This is a genomic window from Vibrio aestuarianus (assembly GCF_028858425.1).
In the GTDB taxonomy this organism is placed as follows: domain Bacteria; phylum Pseudomonadota; class Gammaproteobacteria; order Enterobacterales; family Vibrionaceae; genus Vibrio; species Vibrio aestuarianus.
Genome location: NZ_JAKNYQ010000001.1, coordinates 2,224,388 through 2,245,755 on the forward strand (window position 1 = coordinate 2,224,388; position 21,368 = coordinate 2,245,755).

The window sequence follows — 21,368 nt, forward strand, 5'->3', positions numbered from 1 at the left end:
AATGCGCCTTTTTGCGTATTTACCCCTTCCAACAATTAAATCTAACGTTCATCTTTTGTATAGAGCCTTTGATATTCATGAAATAAATACCTTAGCCTCAGACTCGCTATTTACATCACGAATTGTAAATAAATACATAATTGTTAAGCAAAATTGCCAAAGTAGAACTAACCTTATGTGGTAAAGGAATTGTGTTTTTAAGCGGTGTTGTCAGTTAGACAGTTTTCAGAGGGGAATTCACTATGAGTATTTTTGACCACTTTCAGGCACGCTACGAGGCAGCCAAGGATGAAGAGCTTTCACTGCAAGAGTTTCTAGCACTATGTAAAGAAGATAAAAGTGCTTATGCCAATGCTGCTGAACGTCTCTTAATGGCGATAGGTGAACCAGAGCTGATTGATACAGCTAAGCACCCACGCCTTAGTCGTATTTTTTCAAACCGAGTCATTTCACGCTACAAAACTTTTGAAGATTTTTACGGCATGGAAGAAGCCATCGAGCAGATTGTCTCTTACTTAAAACATGCCGCTCAAGGTTTAGAAGAACGTAAACAGATTCTCTATTTACTTGGCCCTGTTGGCGGTGGTAAATCTTCACTTGCAGAAAAGCTGAAAGCTTTAATCCAACAAATGCCTATCTATGTTTTATCTGCTGATGGCGCACGCAGCCCTGTCAACGACCATCCATTCTGCTTGTTTGATGTCAACGAAGATGGCGAACTTCTCAAACAGGAATATGGCATCGAAAAACGTTATCTGCGTTCAATCATGTCACCATGGGCAGCGAAACGTCTGCATGAATTTGGTGGCGATATTTCCAAATTCAAAGTGGTTAAAGTAAAGCCATCGATTCTAGACCAAATAGCCGTTGCCAAAACTGAACCTGGAGATGAAAACAACCAAGATATTTCATCGCTCGTCGGTAAAGTTGATATCCGAAAATTGGAACATTTCTCGCAGGATGACCCCGACGCCTACAGCTACTCCGGCGCGTTATGTAAAGCAAACCAAGGTGTCATGGAGTTTGTAGAAATGTTCAAAGCACCGTTGAAGGTGCTACACCCACTATTAACCGCAACCCAAGAGGGTAACTACAACGGTACGGAAGGTCTGTCTGCATTGCCATTCGATGGCATGATCCTCGCTCACTCAAATGAATCTGAATGGCAAACATTTAGAAACAACAAGAACAATGAAGCCTTCCTCGACCGTGTATATATCGTGAAAGTACCTTATTGCTTGCGCGTTTCAGAAGAAGTTAAGATCTATCAAAAACTGCTCGAACACAGCGAACTATCCAAGGCTCCTTGTTCACCAAGCACACTAGATCTCTTGAGTCAGTTCAGTATTTTATCTCGCTTAAAAGCACCAGAGAATTCTTCTCTATTCTCTAAAATGCGAGTTTATGATGGAGAAACGCTCAAAGATACTGATCCTAAAGCGAAAAGCTATCAAGAATACCGTGACTATGCGGGTGTCGACGAAGGCATGTCAGGATTATCAACTCGTTTTGCGTTCAAAATTTTATCGCGCGTATTTAACTTTGACCAAACGGAAGTGGCCGCTAACCCTGTGCATTTGTTCTACGTCATTGAACAGCAAATTGAACGAGAACAGTTCCCACAAGAAACCGCTGAACGTTACCTCGAGTTTTTAAAAGGCTACTTAGTCCCACGTTATGTCGAGTTTATTGGCAAAGAAATTCAAACCGCCTATTTAGAATCCTATTCTGAGTATGGACAAAATATCTTTGACCGTTACGTCACCTATGCCGACTTCTGGATTCAAGATCAAGAATACCGAGATCCAGAAACAGGTCAGTTATTTGATCGTTCCTCTCTCAACAATGAACTAGAGAAAATCGAAAAAACAGCCGGTATCAGTAACCCCAAAGATTTCCGTAATGAAATCGTAAACTTTGTACTGCGTGCGAAAGCCAACAACAATGGTAAGAACCCAGTTTGGACAAGCTACGAAAAATTGCGCACGGTTATTGAGAAAAAAATGTTCTCCAATACAGAGGAACTGCTTCCTGTAATCTCCTTTAATACCAAAACGTCTTCAGATGATCAGAAAAAACACGATGATTTTGTCGCTCGTATGATGGAAAAAGGTTACACAGAGAAACAAGTAAGGCTGTTGTCTGAATGGTATTTACGCGTACGTAAGTCCTCTTAACTTCAGCAGGCCCAAATCCGTAACGGTATGTTAACCATAAGTTCTATGGTTAACATCCGGGATATGTTTTCAAGGGGATACTCATGGCGCAATTCATCGACAGAAGATTGAACGGTAAAAACAAAAGTGCGGTCAATCGACAACGCTTTTTACGCCGTCATAAAGAGCAGATCAAAGAATCTGTTGCAGATGCTGTCAATCGCCGTTCCATTACCAATACGGAATCAGGCGAAGACGTATCAATACCTAATCACGACATTAAAGAGCCAGTCTTTCATCAAGGCAAAGGCGGCTTAAGGGAACGAGTCCACCCAGGTAATGATCAATTTATTACTGGAGACAAAATTGAACGTCCAAAAGGTGGTGCCCAAGGAGGAGGTTCAGGCGAAGGAGATGCGAGTGACAGCGGTGAAGGTCAAGATGAATTTATTTTCCAAATATCAAAAGACGAATATCTCGATATTTTGTTTGAAGATCTTGAACTACCCAACTTAGAAAAGAATCAAATCAACAAGATTACTGAATGGAAAACGCACCGTTCTGGTTACAAAACGGCAGGGTCAGCTTCCAATATCGCCATTGTTCGCTCACTACAACAATCTCTAGCTCGGCGCACCGCAATGACAGCGGGCAAACGCCGTTTGATGGCAGAGCTCGAAGATGAGTTATTACGTATTCAACATACCGAACCCGCACAAATGTTAGAGGAAAAAAGACTCCAACAAGAAATAGAGGAACTGCGGAAAAAAATTGAAAGTGTCCCGTTTATTGACACCTTCGATTTACGATTCAAAAACTATGAAAAGCGTCCGGTTCCTTCAAGCCAAGCGGTAATGTTTTGCTTGATGGATGTTTCAGGGTCAATGGATCAGGCTACGAAAGACATAGCAAAACGTTTTTACGTACTGTTATACCTATTCCTCACTCGTACCTATGAGAATGTGGAAGTAGTCTTTATCCGCCATCACACTCAAGCAAAAGAAGTCGACGAACATGAGTTCTTCTACTCGCAAGAAACGGGCGGTACCATTGTTTCTAGTGCACTCAAATTGATGAATGAAATTATTGAGCAGCGTTACCCACTAGGGGAATGGAATATTTATGCAGCGCAAGCATCAGACGGCGACAACTGGGCAGACGATTCACCACGTTGTAAGGAATTACTCACCACTCAACTGCTGCCTTGTTGCCAGTATTACGCCTATATCGAAATTACTCGTCGCTCACATCAAACCTTGTGGCACGAATACGAAAAATTACAGCCATCATTTGGCAATTTTGCCATTAAAAATATTCGCACCGTGGATGACATATTTCCTGTATTTAGGGAGCTATTCCAAAAGGAAACAGCTTAGGGAGGCGTGCTAATGACGACAAAAACTAAAGGGGCGGCCAAGCATAAAAACAAAATGCTACCAGATGGGCCTGACTGGACATTTGAAATTTTAGAGCAGTACCACACGGAAATTCGCCGTGTCGCTGAGTTCTATCGGCTAGATACCTACCCTAACCAAATCGAGGTGATCACCTCAGAACAGATGATGGATGCCTACTCAAGCATTGGTATGCCGATCAACTACAACCACTGGTCGTTTGGTAAAAAATTCATTCAAACCGAGCAAGGCTACAAGCATGGTCAAATGGGTCTAGCGTATGAAATTGTAATTAACTCCGACCCATGTATAGCCTACCTTATGGAAGAAAATACCGTCACCATGCAAGCATTAGTTATGGCGCACGCTTGTTATGGACATAACTCTTTCTTCAAAGGTAACTATCTGTTTCAAACCTGGACGGATGCCAGCTCTATTATCGACTATCTGCTATTTGCGAAAAACTACATCACACAATGTGAAGAGAAATACGGCGTGTCAGAAGTCGAGTCTCTCGTAGACTCTTGCCATGCATTAATGAACTACGGAGTCGACCGCTATAAACGTCCAGAAAAAATATCCATTGCTGAAGAAAAAGTGCGACAAGAAGAACGTGAAGCCTATTTGCAATCGCAAGTTAATGAACTCTGGCGAACCGTTCCTAAAGCGAAAACCAAAGAAGAAGACCTTAAAGTTCGATTTCCTAGCGAGCCTCAAGAAAATATTCTTTACTTCATTGAAAAACACGCACCGTTACTCGAACCTTGGCAGCGTGAAATCGTACGAATTGTGCGTAAGATAAGTCAGTACTTTTATCCACAAAAACAAACTCAAGTAATGAACGAAGGTTGGGCAACGTTCTGGCATTACACTATTTTGAATCATCTCTATGACGAAGGTTTGGTCTCTGAGAAATTTATTCTCGAGTTTCTTCACAGTCACACTAGCGTTGTCGCTCAACCTTCCTACAACAGCCCATATTTCAGTGGTATAAACCCTTATGCTCTCGGGTTTGCTATGTTTCGCGATATTAAACGTATTTGTGAAGAACCCACAGACGAAGATAAAGAGTGGTTTCCTGAACTGGCAGGAACAGATTGGCTAGATGCCGTTCATTTTGCGATGCAAAACTTTAAAGACGAAAGCTTTATCAGCCAATATTTATCACCGAAGTTAATGCGCGATTTCAAACTATTTGCTGTGTTAGATGATGACAGAAAAAATTTTATTGAAGTGAGCGCCATTCATAATGACTCGGGATATCACGCAATACGAGAAAAGCTTGCTGCACAGTACAACCTAAGTAATTTAGAACCGAACATCCAAGTATTTAATGTTGATGTACGAGGTGACCGTTCGCTCACTCTTCAACATGTCCCCCATGAGCGTATTCCACTAGACCCAAGCTATGAAGAAGTCATGAAACATCTTTACCGTTTGTGGGGATTTGATGTCATTTTAGAAGAAGTAAAAGAAACAGGACGCAGAGAAATTCTGACCACTTGCCCTCAACGCGGAGATTACGATACCCGAATCTAACCATCTCCAATCGTTATATTAAAAGCGTACAGAAACCTTATGCCCTGTACGCTTTTACTTTTCAGCCATCTCCCAAGCCACTCACCCAGAGAAAAGTAATAATTTATTACAATGTCGTTCACATTTAATTCATCATGATTTTGCTTAAATAAAGACACTAACTTTTATAGGGATGTTTTTATGAAATACAACAAAATCATCATCGTAATCCACTGGATGATTGCTTTACTGTTTGCTTCGCTATTTTTAAGTGACTCACTACGTTCCTTTGCCGACAAAGGAAGCGAAATGCGCGTATTTTGGCTTAATTTACATGCGTGGTTTGGGGTGAGTGTATTTGCGCTCACTCTTGCTCGCTTAGCGGTAAAACTCGCAACACAAGCTCCAGCCCCTGTCTATGAAGATGGCATTATGAAAACGCTGCTCCGCGCTGTGCACATCATTCTTTATTTGATCACTTTGCTAGTGCCAATTAGTGGTTATCTACGCTTTGCTGGTAAAGGACGAGAACTCACGATAGCTGGTGACGCTATTCCATCAATCATTGATAAAAGCGAATGGCTTTACGATATAGGGAAAGCGGCTCATGGCGAAGTGATGCAAATTTTGGTGTTAACGGTTATTGGGGGCCATATAGCGGCAGCACTCTACCACCACTTTATTATGAAAGATCAAACTATGTCACGAATTAAACTTAACTAGCCATCAGGACGATAGCTAATAGCAGACACAAAAAAGGAGCAACTTGCTCCTTTTTCTACCTCTGGCTCACAATGGCACGAACCAACTCTAAGTCTTCCGGTGTATCAACCCCTGCTGGTGGTGATTCTTTTGCCACATCAACATGAATCTTTTCACCATACCAAAGCACACGTAGCTGCTCTAAACATTCTATTTTCTCAAGCATGCTTGGTTGCCAATTAATATAAGTATTAATGAAACCAGCTCGATAAGCATAAATGCCAATATGGCGAAGCAATGGCTGCATAATCTGTTTTTGAGCAAAAGCAAAGTTGTCGCGATCCCAAGGAATCGTTGCACGGCTAAAATAGAGTGCGTAACCCTCTTTATCAGTGATGACTTTGACTGCATTGGGATTAAACACTTCAGCTTCATCGGCAATCTCGACGGCCAGAGTCGCCATCGGTGCTGTGCTATTCGCTAAATTATGCGCAACCTGCTGAATGATACTTGGTGGGATAAGAGGTTCGTCACCTTGGACGTTGACAATAATATGATCATCAGCGATGCCCATCAGTTTAACCACTTCAGCCAAACGTTCCGTACCTGATTCATGGTTCGGTGACGTCATACACACCTCACCGCCAAAAGCTTGTACCGCTTGTTCTACACGCGCATCGTCGGTTGCAACAACCACGCGATCGGCTCCGGCTTGTTTAGCTTGTTCATAAACCCACTCAATCATCGGTTTACCACCAATATCAGCCAGTGGTTTTCCCGGTAAACGAGTCGATTGATAACGTGCAGGAATGACAACCGTGAACGACATTATCGTCCCTCTTCCATCGTCATGCTGCGAGCTTCCGGTTCAAGAAGCACTGGAATGCCTTCTTTGATCGGGTAAGCCAAGCGATCAAGTTTACAAATAAGCTCTTGATTTTCTTTATCATAAGTCAGCTTCCCTTTGCATACAGGGCAAGCAACGATTTCAAGCAGACGGTGATCCATATGGCTTCATTACCTCTATTATTTTATCCAAAATACGCTGTTCATCTTGTGCGTCAAATTGAGCAGAAACCGGAAGATACCACCAGTTTTCTTTGGCAAATCCCGCGCATTTAACAGCATCTTTTTCAGTCATAATGACGTTTGCACCTTGTTTTGCAAGCGCCGCTAACTCTGACGGTTTAAAGTCTTGGTGATCCGCAAAACCTTGAGTGACGATAGGTTTTGCTCCTAATTTATCTAAAGTATCAAAAAAACGAGGGGGATGACCGATCCCCGCAAAAGCGACGAGCTCTTCAAGTTGGCTTACAGGAACTTTCTCACCACTAACAAGATTGACAGCCAAGCTTGGGGATAAATGCATCGCAATCTCACCACGTTGTGTCTGACCACCATTTGTCACAATAAAGTCAACGTCGGTTAAACGAGTGACAGGTTCTCTTAATGGCCCAAGCGGGATAAGCTGCTGATTACCAAAACGGCGCACTCCGTCCACAACGACAAACTCAATATCACGTTGCAGAGCATAATGCTGAAGCCCATCGTCAGTGATAATCACATCAACACCTAATGGCAGCAAGGCCTTTACGGCATCGGAGCGAATTGGAGCTACAGCAACCGGAGCCCCAGTTCGACGATAAATCAGCTTTGGTTCATCACCACTATGAGCTGTAGGCGTGTTGTCATTGAGGACAAGAGGATAAAATGGCGACTTCCCACCATACCCCCGAGATACAACGCCCGGCTTAAAGCCTTGTCTTTGTAAAGCTTCTACTAGCCAAATCACCACCGGCGTTTTTCCATTCCCACCAGCAGTAATATTGCCGACTACAACCACTGGGACTGGAGCACGAAAGCTCTCTTTCTTTCCAAGTGTAAACGCCTGCTTGCGTGACTGACTGATCACACCAAAAAGCAAACTGAGCGGCCATAACAATGGCCACAATAGATATTTTAATGGATGATTTTCAAACCAGATTTTCTCAATCACCACTTAGTCACCAAATTGAATTCGGTGTAACTGTGCATAGGCACCATCTTTAGCAATCAATTCTGCATGATGACCCCGCTCAATGATCTCACCGTCATCAACCACCAAAATTTCGTCGGCTTCTTCAATAGTAGAAAGGCGGTGGGCAATCACCAGTACGGTTTTATTTTTTTGTAACTCTTCTAATGCTGCCTGAATTGCTCGTTCTGATTCAGTGTCCAACGCCGATGTCGCCTCGTCTAAAATCAGTACTGGTGCATCACGTAGCAGTGCGCGCGCGATGGCAATACGCTGCCTTTGACCACCTGATAAACTCGCACCATTTTCACCAATCATGGTATCCAAACCATTAGGCATAGTCTGAACAAACTCCATGGCATGCGCTAACTTCGCAGCATGTTCAATTTGTTCACGGCTATACTCACCTTCTGCGGCATAAGCGATATTATTGGCAATTGTGTCATTGAATAGATGAACATTTTGCGAAACGAGCGCAAAGTGGGTACGTAAATTCTTCAGTTTATAATCTCGAATATCATGTTCATCAAGATAAATAGCACCAGAATCCACATCATAGAAGCGAGTAAACAAGCTCGCAATGGTACTTTTTCCTGAACCTGAACGTCCAACTAAAGCAATGCTTTTACCGGCAGGGACAGTGAAATTGACGTTCGATAATGCAGGTTTTTCGTTACCTTGATAGGTAAACGTTACATCTTCAACCTTAATATCACCACGCACTTTATCGGTTTCAAATGTGCCGCTATCACGTTCAGTTTCTAAATCAATAAGAGCAAACAGCGTTTGGCTTGCAGCCATACCACGTTGGAAATCAGAAGTCACACTGGTTAAGGCTTTTAGTGGGCGCATTAAACCAAACATCGCAGAGAATACGACCGTAAAAGTGCCTGGTGTTAAGTCAGCACGAATCGAATCAACACTGGCCAAAAAGAGCACTGTCACTAACGCTAAAGAGGCAATCATTTGAATGATGGGATCCGCAATAGACTGCGCAGCTACAAGCTTCATTGTTTGCTGACGCATGCTGTTACTAACATTGTCAAAGCGTTTACTCTCTACTTTCTGACCACCGTAACTAAGCACGACTTTATGCCCTTTCAGCATCTGTTCTGCAGACGACGTGACATGTCCCATAGTGGTTTGCATACCCTTAGAAATCTTGCGAAAACGTTTAGAAACGACGCTAATTCCCATTGCAACTACTGGAGCAACAACAATAAGTACCAATGATAACTGCCAACTATTCCAAAACATTAAAGTTAACAGGCCAATAATACTTGCACCTTCTCGTACAATACTAACTAAAGCGCGGCTGGTAGCTCCTGCTACCTGTTCTGAATCATAAGTAATTCGAGACAGCAACCCTCCCGTAGACTCTTTATCAAAGAAGCTAACAGGCATATGCATAAACTGGTTGAAAATTTTGCGGCGCATTTGCATTACGACATTGCCCGACACCCAGCTTAAGCAATAAGACGAAACAAACCCACTCAGACCTCGTATCGCCATCATTCCTAAAATAATAAAGGGCAAAATTCGCAGAAAGTCTGATTCAGCATTACCAAAACCCTCATCAAGCAGCGGTTTTAACAAAGAAACCATGTAAGTATCTGAAACTGCGTTGATTATCAATGCCACTACAGCAACAGCCAAACCTGATTTATAGAGGCGGATATAAGTCCAGAGTCGTTTAAACGTTTGCCAAGTAGTTTCGTCAGTATGTTGTGACATAGAAGTGCTTTGTTCTTATGAAAAAATTACGCTCATTCTACCTTGTTACGTAGCATCTGCCTATACCATGGCTGCGAGTGAGATAAACGTAAACTGTTTACATAGTATTGCTCATCAATAAAAGTGATGCTGATTTGTCCCGCATCACCAGTATCTAGCCATTGAGCTCCGTTTTTTCGATACCGTTCAACAACCATTGGCGAAGGCAATTGCCAGCGGTTGCCTTTTGCTAATGAAGCAATCACGAGCTCGGGTTGCACTTTTTTTATCAATGCGTCAATAGATGATGTTCGGCTGCCATGGTGGGGTACGAGCATCACCGTACTGTGTAAATCTTCGCTAGTGCGCGCAAGTAACCATTCACTAATAGCATCAACATCACCGGGTAGCAGTACTGAAAAACCCGTGTTTTGGTCAAAAACACGAACAACGCACGAATGTGGATTATAGGCTCGCTTAGCGAGGTTTGGCGGCCAAACCACAGCAAAATTGAGTTGCTGCCATTGCCAGGTTTCACCAGCAACACAACGCTGATAATCAAGCAGTGATTGACTTGCTCGTTTCCAACTTGGTTGCCAGACACGTTCAACTTCCGTTCGGCCACCTGCGTGGTCGTTATCCATATGGCTTAAAATCAAACCATCTAATTGCTCGACACCGCGTTTAGTGAGAATAGGACTTACCGTAGACTGAATATGATCCCCACCTTGCCAACTCGATCCCGTATCATAAAGCACATAATGCCCACCCTTTTCAATCAGCACAGCTAAACCATGACCAACGTCTAGCACATCAACTTTCCAAGCTGAAGGGGGTGAGATGCTCACCCAGCAAGCGATCACTATTAGGCAACTAATCCCTCGAGCAAAAACAGACATCAACGGTGAAAATATCAATATGCCCAATAAAGCGCAAAGCAGCGTAAGCGTATCTGAAGAAATCGTTATCCAACTTACACCAGCGAAAGAAGTAAACCAGTCCACCGGAACAAGAAGCTTACTTAACCAAAGCCACAATGTCGCCGCAAAATCAGCGCCAAGTGCAGTAAAGAACAATGCAACAAATATGGCAGGCACAACCACAAAACTGAACCAAGGGATAAAAAGCAAGTTATAGAGCGCCGCACTGACACTGACACCACCAAAAAAATAAGCCGTGACCGGAGACATACAGAAAATCAGCCCGACTTGCATCACTACCAAACGTAGCAATAAAGGGCGAGATTTAGTGGGCAAAGACAATTGATAAAAAATGACACCGATGGCCGCGAATGACATCCAGAAGCTGCTAGATAAACTGGCAAATGGATCAATAAATAGTACAACAGACAAAGTAATGAGCAGTCTTTGCAGTGTATTGATTCGCACATTGAACGCAACTATCGCTACGTTAAGTAAGCACATCACCAATGCGCGCTGTGTCGGTATAGTAAACCCTGCAAGCCAAGCATAAAACAAAGCACACAAGCTCCCTATCACGAAAGGAGCCCATAGCATACGACTGTGCAATCGCATCAAAAATAGACCAAGACTGTAGCCAAAACCAAACGCAATACCGATATGCAAACCGGAAATAGCAACTAGGTGAATTAATCCACTGTCTCTCAACGCTTGCCACTGAGACGCTGATATGTCGCTTCTCTCACCAAATGTTAAAGCCAATAAAATGCCTTGGTTAGGCGCATTTTCTAACCATGCTCTAATTTGCTGATACCACTCCATACGCAGACCAGATAAGGATTCGACATAGTACGATGTATTAGCAATCACACTTGCTCGAGCCACAATACCTTGACTAAGATAATAAGATTCAAGATCAAATCCGGCTTCATTTAAACGCCCGAAGACAGGTTTAACCATCACGGAAAATTGTACTTTGTCGCCTATCATTAAAGGTAAGGGGGCAACCAAACGAACTTTAGGCTGTAGGAATGCGCTCAAAACTTGACCGTTAATTGATCTAAGCGAAACTGTACCCTCATAACCGTAACTTATTTGTCTAAAAAGACTGTCAACTTCGGCATTTATGATAATATTCTGCTCTGCCTGAAAAATAGTATTTGATTGCTCGTGCAGTAAGTTTCCGTTAGTAAAAATGACTAGCAGTGCTACAGAAATTCCCGATAATAATCGTAGCTTTTTAGACCCCATAGAGAGTATAAAAGTGAGAATGAAAGGAATTGCCCATTTCCAGTCTGGCATTAATGGCCAATAGGAAGCGGAGATAATGGTTAGCGAGAACGAAGCCAGCGTCCAATAATTCGATATGAGAGTCATTTTCTAATGCCAAGAAAATTCATAAAACGTTTTATGCCTGACCATGAATTAATCAAGCGTCAGAAAGCACTAAAAGTTTTTGGCAATGTACTGTACAACCCCAATTTATGGTGTCTTAACCGTCGTTCGGCGGCGGGGGCTTTTGCCGTAGGTTTATTCATGGCGTTTGTTCCACTTCCTAGTCAAATGATTATGTCAGCAGGCCTTGCCATTGCATGTGGTGTCAACCTTCCATTGGCCGTAGCACTAGTCTGGATAAGTAACCCTATCACTATGCCCGTGCTGTTTTATTTCGCGTATAAACTGGGCGCATGGGTTATGCACGTACCACCACAACCTTTCCACTTTGAGCTTTCATGGCACTTTATCGTGCAGCAAATGCACACTATTGGGCCTCCGTTCGTTTTGGGCTGCCTAATTTGTGGCGTCCTGTCTTCGATTATTGGCTACTTTGGCATCCGTGGTTTATGGCGGTATTCTGTCGTAAGAAGTTGGCAAAAGCGCCAAACTCGTTAGTTTATCTTCGCTACTTTTGAGCAACCAAGCACTCATGTTGCAAAAACATGTCGTTGAAAACTGAAAAAGGACCTTATCGGTCCTTTTTTATTGGTTTGGATGTTATGCCCAAACCACTTGAAGTTGCAGGTAGGCGGCAAGTGAGTTCATCCTCATGAGTATAGATAAACTATGTGATTAGGGTAAGCGAACGTAGCCAACACCGCTGCAACTCCAAGTCAGAAGGGTATAAAACTATCGTAATAAATAACAGGTCATCCTAGCCTCTTTTTACTTGGCACTAAGAACCGATGCAGGGTTTAATTTGCTTGCCCGCGAGGCAGGGTACCAAGTCGCAAGCAAACTCAAAACAATGGCCGTAGACGAAACAAGCGCAACGTCCATCATGCTGACTTGAGATGGAAGAAAATCAACAAAATAAATATCACCAGACAAAAATTGATGGCCGATCAATGACTCCAGCCCTTTGATTAGTGAAGTTAAATTTAAGGCAACAAGCACACCGACCATACCACCAACCACGCTACCTAACACCCCAGAAAAAACGCCCTGCCAAACAAAAATACGTTTAACCAAGCCATCCGTTGCCCCCATAGTGCGCAAAATCGCTATTTCTGCGGCTCTGTCTTTAACGGCCATCATTAAGGTGGACACAATATTAAAGCTTGCAACACCAATCACTAACACCATCACCAAATACATAATGGTTCTGACCAATTGAATATCTCGATATAGAAAGCCAAATTTTTGCTGCCAACTACGTAAATAGACATATTCATTTAACGTGCTGCCCACTTCTCTGACGATCTGTGTTGCATTTAATACTTGTGAAACCTTAATGGATACCCCGGTTACGCCACTACCCAACTTCGCGTAGGACTGAGCATCTTCTAATGGAATAAGGGCAAGGCTATGGTCAATTTGCCCATTAAGTTCAAGCAACCCTGATACCTTGACGCGTACCCGTTTAGGAGCCTGAACTTTGCTTGAAGCATTAGAAGATGGAATCATTAACGTGACATAGTCACCGACTTTAGCCCCTAACTTATCTGCTACGCCTTTCCCTAGAATAACTTGCTGCTGTCCGGCCTTGAACTGCTGCCATGCTCCATTGGAGACAAATTGTGACAAACTTGATACCGCTCGCTCCATTTGTGGATCAATGCCTCGCACTTCTATCGCCTTTAATTGCTGCCCTTTTTCCGCCAAGGCGGTAAATTTGACATAAGGCGCACCCGCTTCCACTTGAGGGTGTTGAACGGCTTTTTTGATCAACAGTTGCCACTGAGTTATTGGCTTTTGTACACCTTCAAATTCACCATGCGAGATCACCGATAACACGCGGTTTTGTAACTCTCGCTCAAAGCCATTCATTGCTGACAAACCAATAATGATTACCGCCACCCCAACCGCAATACCAATAGTTGAGGAAAGTGAGATAAATGACACCATCTTGTTGCGTTGCTTAGCGCGGCTAAAACGGCGGCCGATCAATAAAGAGAGAGAAGGCAGCACTTACGACTCCTCCACATTAATCAATAAGCCATCTTGCATGTGCATCTTTCTGTCCATTTTTTTAGCAAGCTCACTATCATGCGTGACAACTAAGAATGCCGTACCAAATTCTTGGTTCATTTGGCGCATCAAATCATAAATCGATAATGCTGTTTTATGATCAAGATTCCCTGTCGGTTCGTCAGCCAATACTAAATCAGGCTGATTAACCAATGCACGAGCAATTGCAACACGTTGGCGTTCTCCTCCAGATAATTCAGAAGGACGATGAGAGAGTCGATGCCCTAAACCGACTTTTTCGAGCAACGCCTTGGCTCCTTGTTTCGCTATAGAGGTTTTCTGACCACCAATCAATAAAGGCATAGCTACATTTTCTAGAGCAGTAAAGTCAGCAAGCAGGTGATGAAACTGATACACAAAACCTAAATGTTGGTTACGAATCTTGGCTTGTTTGTTCGAACTTAGCGCCGATAAATCCTGCCCAAGAAATGACACCGAACCTTGCGAAGCATCATCCAACGCTCCAAGAATATGTAATAAAGTACTTTTCCCTGAGCCAGAAGTCCCAATAATTGACACTAACTCTCCCGCTTGAATATTGAAGCTAACCCCTTTTAACACTTGAGTTTGTAGCTCACCTTCTTGGTAGGTTTTGCAGACATTGTGACATTGTAAAAGGTTATTCATATCTTAAAGCCTCTGCGGGTTTTACGGATGACGCGCGATAGGAAGGGAAAAGTGTAGCCAATAGACTTAAACCGATGGCTAAAATGACCACCACCAATATTTGTACAGGATTAATTTCGACAGGCAGTGTGCCACCGACTGAAAACAGAGCAACCCCCAGAGTTTCGAGTAGCGCATTGAGGTTATTGGCCAATAACACCCCCAGTAGTCCACCAGCAAGAGCACCAATTACACCACTACTGGCACCTTGCACCATAAAAATGGCGAGTATTTGCTTATCGCTCATACCTTGAGTTTTGAGTATTGCCACTTCGGCTTGTTTTTCCATCACCACCATGATCAACGCTGAAATAATGTTAAATGCAGCCACACCGATGATCAGTCCAAGCATTAAGCCCATCATGTTTTTTTCCATGCGTACAGCTTGAAACAACTCGCCTCGCTGGTCGCGCCAATCGCTCCACTCCCAACCTGTAGGTAATGGAGCATTTGATAAATCAGCCACAACGAAAGGATCATCAAAAAATAGTCGCCAACCAGAAACCGTATTGGCAGGTAAACGCAGCAAGCGTGCCGCATCTTGAATGTGGGTTAGCATTAACTGCCCATCAACATCTGAACCAGTATTAAATATCCCTGCAACGGTAAAATTACGCTGCGCAGGAATACGCCCCAATGGCGTAAACTGGCTGGCACTGGTCACCATCAAGCGTACCTTATCGCCTAGCGACACGTTCAAAGAGCGCGCGAGGGTATGACCAAGAAAAACTTGATAATCACCTTGCTTGAGCTTATCCACTTTACCGGCAATTAAATACGCTTTTATCGGATCATCTTGGTTTGGTTCTATGCCAATCAACAGACCAGCCGCAAGTTGGGAAGTGCTTTGAATCACCGCCTCACTGCGAACAATCGGTTCTACTGGTCTTGCAGTTGATAGTTTATTGATGAAATCGGGGGCCGCTAAGGTTAAAGACGTTTTATCACCTTGCTGTGAAACTACCGCTTGTGGCAGCACGCCTAAAATTCGACTTTTGAGTTGAGATTCAAAGCCATTCATGACTGAGAGCACCGTCACTAATGACATCACTCCAATCGTGATCCCTGCTGTGGACATATAAGAGACAAATCGACTGAACCTATCGCCGGAACGCCCACGTAAATAGCGTAAGCCGATAAATGTCGAAACTGGATGAAACATATGGAAAACCGCCTAAAAGTGATACTCGATACTGTAACGACAAACGATTCAAGGTTGTAGCATTAATTTGCCAATAATGTGTTAATTCAACCCGATAACAAGGACATACCTTGATTAGTTCGCCGGTATGACGATAATCAACAGAGCGATGAGAAGGAAGCCTGTATGACCAACCAAGAATTTTTTACCGTTCATTATGGATTAACCACCAATATTGAACCTTTAGATGACACATTTTCGCTACCTCCTCAGCCTATTTTTGAAGCCGAGATTCCTGCGCCATTTATTGTGGCAAGTGAATTTAGCCAGCTTGACCAACTCAATGAAAGCGCTCGCTTAGAGCTAAAAAACAACGATTTCAAGAACGTCATTCAATTACTTGAAACTCAGAATTCAAAGCTAAATTTGTTGCTCACCTTTATGTTGTCTCAGCAAGATGACCCAGCAACTCGCTTTACCACAACAACCTTTGGCGCCAGTCAGTTTTCATTTATGACCACGGCCCCATTAAATATCGGCAGCAAAGCAAGAGTTAAACTGTTTTTGGACCATCCGCCCGCCGCCATTTATTGCTATAGTTCGGTCACAGATTGTCGATTAGAACACGAACAATATCTCATCACGATGAGGTACGATCTGCTACGAGATACCGATCAAGACTTGTTAATTAAAGCGGCACTTTACCAACAGCAGAAATTGCTACGCCAACGCTCTCTAGAGCGAAATAAACCATAAGCGTTATCATGACTACACAATCGATACTTTCTCTGGTTAAACCAACAGGTGCTGGAGACAAAAAACACATTGGCAACTTACATGGCGCTAGCTTAGCTCTAGCAATCGCCGAGCTTGCTAACCAGCACCCAAGTCATACTTTATTGGCCGTGCCCGACCCGCAAACGGCGCTAAAACTGTTGCAAGAAATTGAACAATTTAGCCAAGCCGAAGTCGCTTTATTTCCTGACTGGGAAACACTGCCCTATGACAATTTTTCTCCACACCAAGAAATCATTTCTGACCGTATAGCAAGGCTTTATCAACTGCCCAGCTTGAAAACAGGTATTACCATCGTTCCGGTCAGTACTCTGTTACAGCGCCAAACGCCGCGTGAGTTTTTGCTCCAGCATACCTTGATGGTCAAAACCGGTGACCAGTTTTCGTTGGAAAAATTACGTATTCAATTAGAGAATTCTGGCTATCGACATGTCGATCAAGTCTTTGGCCCTGGTGAGTACGCCAGTCGTGGTTCCATTCTCGACCTATTCCCTATGGGTAGTCATGATCCTTATCGTATCGATTTTTTTGATGATGAAATCGATACGATTCGAACTTTCGACCCTGAGAACCAACGCTCAATTGAAGAAATAACGGAAATTCGTCTACTACCCGCACATGAATTTCCTACCACCGAAGGTGCCATTGAGGATTTCCGCATCCGCTGGCGTCAACGCTTTGATGCCCGCCGAGAGCCCGAATCGGTATATATGCAAGTCACTAAGGGAACTTGGCCTGCCGGCATTGAATATTGGCAACCACTTTTCTTTGAGCACACAGAAACCTTATTTGATTATATTGACCCACAAAGCCAATTGATCACTCTAGGCAATATCGAAGAGGCCATCGATCATTTTTTGACTGACGTTGAGTATCGCTATGATCAACGCAAAATTGACCCATTGCGTCCATTGCTGCCTCCCAACGAACTGTGGCTCAAAAAAGACGAATTATTCAGCTTATTTAAAGGTGTTGCTCAAGTACAACTAAGTACAGCCCCTATCACAGAAAAGCCTGGCCGCATTAACCTACCAGTGTCGACCTTGCCTGAGCTAGCGGTTCAACATAAAAACAAAGAACCACTAGTGGCTATGCGCCAATTTAGTGAAACTTTTAATGGCAAAATCGTTTTTTCTGTCGAATCCGAGGGTCGCCGAGAAGCATTATTAGAACTGTTACAGCGCATTAAACTTCGCCCAGTTGAAAAATCCAGCTTTCAAGAAGCATGTACTGCGAAAGATAAAGTTTGTTTAGTGCTCGGCGCAGCCGAACACGGTTTCATCTATGATGACGCCAAACTTGCCTTAATTTGCGAAAGCGATTTATTGGGCGATCGAGTCATTCTTCGCCGTAAGAAAGACCGTAAAGTCACCAACAGTGACGCTGTTATTCGTAACCTAGCAGAGCTAAAACCCGGCCAGCCCGTTGTGCATATTGATCACGGCATTGGTCGCTATTTGGGGCTACAAACCCTTGAAGCTGGCGGAATGGTGACTGAATACGTAACTCTTGAATACCAAAATGATGCCAAACTGTACGTACCTGTTGCCTCTTTAAATCTTATCAGCCGCTACTCCGGTGGCGCTGAAGATAGTGCTCCACTGCATAAACTGGGCGGTGAAGCATGGACCAAGGCAAGGCGAAAAGCGGCGGAAAAAGTGCGCGATGTCGCGGCAGAGTTGCTTGATGTTTATGCCAAGCGAGAACTCAAACCGGGTTACAAATTCGCGTTGGATCGCGGGCAATACGCAACATTTAAAGCAGGCTTCCCATTTGAAGAAACCGAAGACCAAAACATGGCGATCAATGCGGTTCTCTCCGATATGTGTCAAAAGAAAGCCATGGACCGTCTAGTTTGTGGGGATGTTGGTTTTGGTAAAACCGAAGTAGCAATGCGCGCAGCGTTCGTATGTACCGACAACAGTAAACAGGTCGCAGTATTAGTCCCGACAACCTTGCTGGCCCAACAGCATTTTGAAAACTTCCGTGACCGTTTTGCTAACTTACCGATCCGAGTCGAAGTGCTCTCTCGCTTTAAATCCGCCAAGGAGCAAAAACAAATTCTGCTTGATGTCGCTGAAGGTAAAGTCGACATTTTAGTCGGTACACATAAATTGTTATCGAGTGAGCTAAAGTTTAAAGACCTCGGCTTACTGGTTGTCGATGAAGAGCACCGCTTTGGGGTGAGACAAAAAGAGAAAGTCAAAGCAATGCGCGCCGATGTTGATATCCTCACGCTTACCGCCACACCGATACCTCGTACGTTAAACATGGCGATGAGCGGTATGCGAGATCTCTCCATCATTGCGACACCACCCGCTCGACGTTTAGCGATTAAAACCTTTGTTCGACAAAGCGATGACAGCACAATACGTGAAGCTGTACTGCGTGAAATCATGCGTGGCGGTCAAGTCTACTTCCTACACAATCAAGTCGAGACCATTGAAAAAGTAGCCGCAGACTTAGAAAAACTGATCCCCGAGGCTCGCATCACCATTGCTCATGGACAAATGCGCGAACGAGAACTCGAAAAAGTGATGAACGACTTTTATCACCAACGCTTTAACTTATTAGTGTGTACCACCATTATTGAAACTGGTATTGATGTACCAACCGCTAATACCATCATTATGGATAGAGCCGATAATCTCGGCCTCGCTCAGTTACACCAACTTCGTGGTCGTGTTGGACGTTCTCATCATCAAGCTTATGCATATTTGCTTACACCACACCCGAAAGCAATGACAAAAGATGCGATTAAACGTTTAGAAGCGATTGCCTCACTCGAAGACCTAGGTGCTGGCTTTACGCTTGCGACTCATGACTTGGAAATTCGTGGCGCAGGTGAACTGTTGGGTGACGAACAAAGCGGTCAGATCCAGTCAATTGGTTTTACGCTCTACATGGAAATGTTAGAGCAAGCGGTAGAAGCACTGAAAGAAGGGAAAGAACCAGCGCTTGAGGACTTACTTCGTGAGCAAACCGAAGTCGAAATGCGTCTGCCAGCCCTACTTCCTGACGACTACATTCCCGATGTCAATACTCGCCTATCCATGTACAAACAGATCGCCAGTGTCAGTAGCCGTGATGAACTGGTTGAGTTAAAAGTGGAATTGATTGACCGCTTCGGTAAACTACCAGATGCTGCCAATAACTTGCTCTCAGTGGCTGAACTTAAAATTGATGCTGCCGTGTTAAAAGTCAAAAAAATAGAAGCGCATGACAAAGGCGGTTATATCGAGTTCTATCCAGATGCTGACATAAACCCGATGTTTTTAGTTAAACTACTGCAATCTCAACCGAAAAAATTTGCAATGGAAGGACCTACTAAGTTTAAGTTTGCTGTACCATTAGTCGATAGACGCGAACGAATTCAGTTTGTGGCAAATATGCTCAGTGAATTCCAACAAAACCTAATGCCAAGAGTATAAAAGGCCAATCTTTTATACTGAACTTTGCACCTAAATGATGGAGCTATGATGAAAAAACTGATCCCCCTATTACTCTTGCTTGTCTCCATGCCAAGTTTGGCAGCGAGACAATTTGATATAGAAGTGATCATTTTTAAGCGCGCGGTTGATGCAGAGAAAGTGAGCGAGTCATGGCCTAACTCTCTGCCTGAGATTAATGTTGAGCGTGCGGGTAGCTTTAGTGACCAAAGCTATCGCCAAGAAAAAGGCGTGAAAATGCTGCCTTTCTCAGATTACCAATTGAATGACCAAGTGCAAAAATTGAAAAATCACGCAGGTTTTGAAGTACTGCTGCATACCGCTTGGCGACAAGGTGACCAAGGTAGAAATTCAGCACCCGTTTTCCATATCCAAGCTGGTAAAGATTACTCAACCCAATTTAATGTTGATGGTAGTGAAAAAGTGACCGTGCAAGAAGATTCACCAGTGAATGGCGTTGTCGAGCAAAGTATTGCCAAACCACTTTATGAACTCGATGGTAAACTACAGATCTACGTACAACATTATCTTTATGCAGAAACGACTATTGACCTAAAAGAGCCTAGTGTTAGAGAGGTAACGCTACAGGATTCTCCTTTAGAGCTTGATGTCGCGCCAGAAGATAAAAATGCAGCAGTACAAGTGGGCAACTTAGAGTCTGTTTCGCCAACGTTAGAAATCGAAGAGTTTTTGAAAAGCTACCGGATGGACCAAAAGCGTCGTATGCGCAGTAATGAAACCCATTATCTAGATCACCCATTAATGGGGATGATCATCCAAGTCCGTCGAGTCGAACAGTAATTCTCCTTCATAACGCCCGAACTCGGGCGTTTTTTATCTTGGAACTTTGGCTATGAGTCCCGATTTTCAGATCATCACACAACGTCTCGAACTGAAACTGATCACCGTTGATGAAGCACAATCGTTAGCTGATTGTGTATCTCACTCTCCAACTCTTCATCAGTGGATTGACTGGTGTCACCCACATTTTACTCTTGATGAAGCGCAGCGCTTTTTGATCGCTACAAGATTGAACTGGGTGAAAGTACAAGCATTAGGTTTTGGGATTTATTTAAAGGAAAGTGAACAACTGATTGGAATGGTCGCCGTCAACGAGTTTTATCATACCTTTAACATGGCAAGTTTAGGGTATTGGATGAGTGATGCAAAGCAGCGTAAAGGCTATGCTAAAGAAGCGTTGGATGCACTAATTGAGTTCTGTTTCAGCAAGCTTGAATTAACTCGTCTAGAAATTGTGTGTGACCCGGACAACCTCCCAAGTCAGCAACTGGCGTTGGCATGCGGTGCTAAAATGGAAGCATTAGCAAAAAACAGGTTCCTGTTTCATGGCTTACCAAAAGATGGCGTTGTCTTTTCAGTGATACCCACCAATTAAAAACGGCACTCAATTTTGTCGAGTGCCGTTTTTAAA

Annotated in this window: 17 protein-coding genes; 9 read left to right on the plus strand and 8 right to left on the minus strand. The window is 43.5% G+C overall.

Going from position 1 to position 21,368, the window contains the following annotated elements; genetic code table 11:
• Positions 1 to 242: 242 nt before the first annotated feature.
• From MCT08_RS10245 to MCT08_RS10260, 4 genes are all read left to right on the plus strand, one after another.
• Positions 243 to 2,177 (plus strand): PrkA family serine protein kinase, encoded by a 1,935-nt coding sequence (locus tag MCT08_RS10245; protein ID WP_053310084.1) that lies wholly within the window; start codon positions 243 to 245, stop codon positions 2,175 to 2,177.
• 83 nt (positions 2,178 to 2,260) lie between these two features.
• The gene (locus tag MCT08_RS10250; protein WP_053310085.1) at positions 2,261 to 3,532 is read left to right on the plus strand and encodes a YeaH/YhbH family protein; all 1,272 of its coding nucleotides are present in this window, start codon (positions 2,261 to 2,263) and stop codon (positions 3,530 to 3,532) included.
• A 12-nt stretch (positions 3,533 to 3,544) separates the two neighbouring features.
• A complete protein-coding gene (locus MCT08_RS10255) occupies positions 3,545 to 5,089 on the plus strand; it encodes a SpoVR family protein (protein WP_053310086.1) in 1,545 nt (514 codons plus the stop codon).
• 180 nt (positions 5,090 to 5,269) lie between these two features.
• Complete coding sequence (locus MCT08_RS10260; RefSeq protein WP_274678364.1) at positions 5,270 to 5,791, plus strand: cytochrome b; 522 nt, start codon at positions 5,270 to 5,272, stop codon at positions 5,789 to 5,791.
• A 55-nt stretch (positions 5,792 to 5,846) separates the two neighbouring features.
• Here the strand turns inward: MCT08_RS10260 and kdsB are convergent, their stop codons facing one another.
• From kdsB to MCT08_RS10285, 5 genes are read right to left on the minus strand one after another with little or no spacing between them, the layout of a single operon-like run.
• Positions 5,847 to 6,599 (minus strand): 3-deoxy-manno-octulosonate cytidylyltransferase, encoded by a 753-nt coding sequence (gene kdsB, locus MCT08_RS10265; protein ID WP_274671507.1) that lies wholly within the window; start codon positions 6,597 to 6,599, stop codon positions 5,847 to 5,849.
• Complete coding sequence (locus MCT08_RS10270) at positions 6,599 to 6,778, minus strand: Trm112 family protein (RefSeq protein WP_053310089.1); 180 nt, start codon at positions 6,776 to 6,778, stop codon at positions 6,599 to 6,601. Before MCT08_RS10270 ends, kdsB begins: the two co-directional genes overlap by 1 nt.
• Positions 6,759 to 7,766, minus strand: coding sequence for a tetraacyldisaccharide 4'-kinase (gene lpxK / locus MCT08_RS10275; RefSeq protein WP_274678365.1), 1,008 nt, complete (start codon positions 7,764 to 7,766; stop codon positions 6,759 to 6,761). Before lpxK ends, MCT08_RS10270 begins: the two co-directional genes overlap by 20 nt.
• Positions 7,767 to 7,769: 3 nt before the next feature.
• Complete coding sequence (gene msbA / locus MCT08_RS10280; protein WP_274678366.1) at positions 7,770 to 9,518, minus strand: lipid A ABC transporter ATP-binding protein/permease MsbA; 1,749 nt, start codon at positions 9,516 to 9,518, stop codon at positions 7,770 to 7,772.
• Between the two features lie 32 nt (positions 9,519 to 9,550).
• The gene (locus MCT08_RS10285; protein WP_274678367.1) at positions 9,551 to 11,794 is read right to left on the minus strand and encodes a DNA internalization-related competence protein ComEC/Rec2; all 2,244 of its coding nucleotides are present in this window, start codon (positions 11,792 to 11,794) and stop codon (positions 9,551 to 9,553) included.
• 6 nt (positions 11,795 to 11,800) lie between these two features.
• Between MCT08_RS10285 and MCT08_RS10290 the strand changes: the two genes are divergently transcribed.
• A complete protein-coding gene (locus MCT08_RS10290; protein WP_172533430.1) occupies positions 11,801 to 12,310 on the plus strand; it encodes a DUF2062 domain-containing protein in 510 nt (169 codons plus the stop codon).
• Positions 12,311 to 12,580: 270 nt separating this feature from the next.
• Here MCT08_RS10290 and lolE read toward each other — a convergent pair whose 3' ends face one another.
• From lolE to lolC, 3 genes are read right to left on the minus strand one after another with little or no spacing between them, the layout of a single operon-like run.
• Complete coding sequence (gene lolE, locus MCT08_RS10295) at positions 12,581 to 13,825, minus strand: lipoprotein-releasing ABC transporter permease subunit LolE (RefSeq protein WP_274678368.1); 1,245 nt, start codon at positions 13,823 to 13,825, stop codon at positions 12,581 to 12,583.
• Positions 13,826 to 14,512 carry a lipoprotein-releasing ABC transporter ATP-binding protein LolD gene (lolD, locus tag MCT08_RS10300; RefSeq protein ID WP_274678369.1) on the minus strand — a complete coding sequence of 229 codons (687 nt, stop codon included), beginning with the start codon at positions 14,510 to 14,512 and terminating at the stop codon, positions 13,826 to 13,828.
• A complete protein-coding gene (gene lolC, locus MCT08_RS10305) occupies positions 14,505 to 15,713 on the minus strand; it encodes a lipoprotein-releasing ABC transporter permease subunit LolC (RefSeq protein ID WP_053310094.1) in 1,209 nt (402 codons plus the stop codon). Before lolC ends, lolD begins: the two co-directional genes overlap by 8 nt.
• A gap of 165 nt (positions 15,714 to 15,878) precedes the next feature.
• Between lolC and MCT08_RS10310 the strand changes: the two genes are divergently transcribed.
• From MCT08_RS10310 to MCT08_RS10325, 4 genes are read left to right on the plus strand one after another with little or no spacing between them, the layout of a single operon-like run.
• The gene (locus tag MCT08_RS10310; RefSeq protein WP_168522677.1) at positions 15,879 to 16,448 is read left to right on the plus strand and encodes a PilZ domain-containing protein; all 570 of its coding nucleotides are present in this window, start codon (positions 15,879 to 15,881) and stop codon (positions 16,446 to 16,448) included.
• A gap of 8 nt (positions 16,449 to 16,456) precedes the next feature.
• Positions 16,457 to 19,918 carry a transcription-repair coupling factor gene (gene mfd / locus MCT08_RS10315; RefSeq protein ID WP_274678370.1) on the plus strand — a complete coding sequence of 1,154 codons (3,462 nt, stop codon included), beginning with the start codon at positions 16,457 to 16,459 and terminating at the stop codon, positions 19,916 to 19,918.
• Between the two features lie 48 nt (positions 19,919 to 19,966).
• On the plus strand, positions 19,967 to 20,737 hold the full coding sequence (locus MCT08_RS10320; RefSeq protein ID WP_168524045.1) for a peptidoglycan binding protein CsiV: 771 nt from the start codon (positions 19,967 to 19,969) through the stop codon (positions 20,735 to 20,737).
• Positions 20,738 to 20,789: 52 nt separating this feature from the next.
• Positions 20,790 to 21,332, plus strand: coding sequence for a GNAT family N-acetyltransferase (locus tag MCT08_RS10325; protein WP_168522681.1), 543 nt, complete (start codon positions 20,790 to 20,792; stop codon positions 21,330 to 21,332).
• The last annotated feature ends 36 nt before the right edge of the window (positions 21,333 to 21,368 follow it).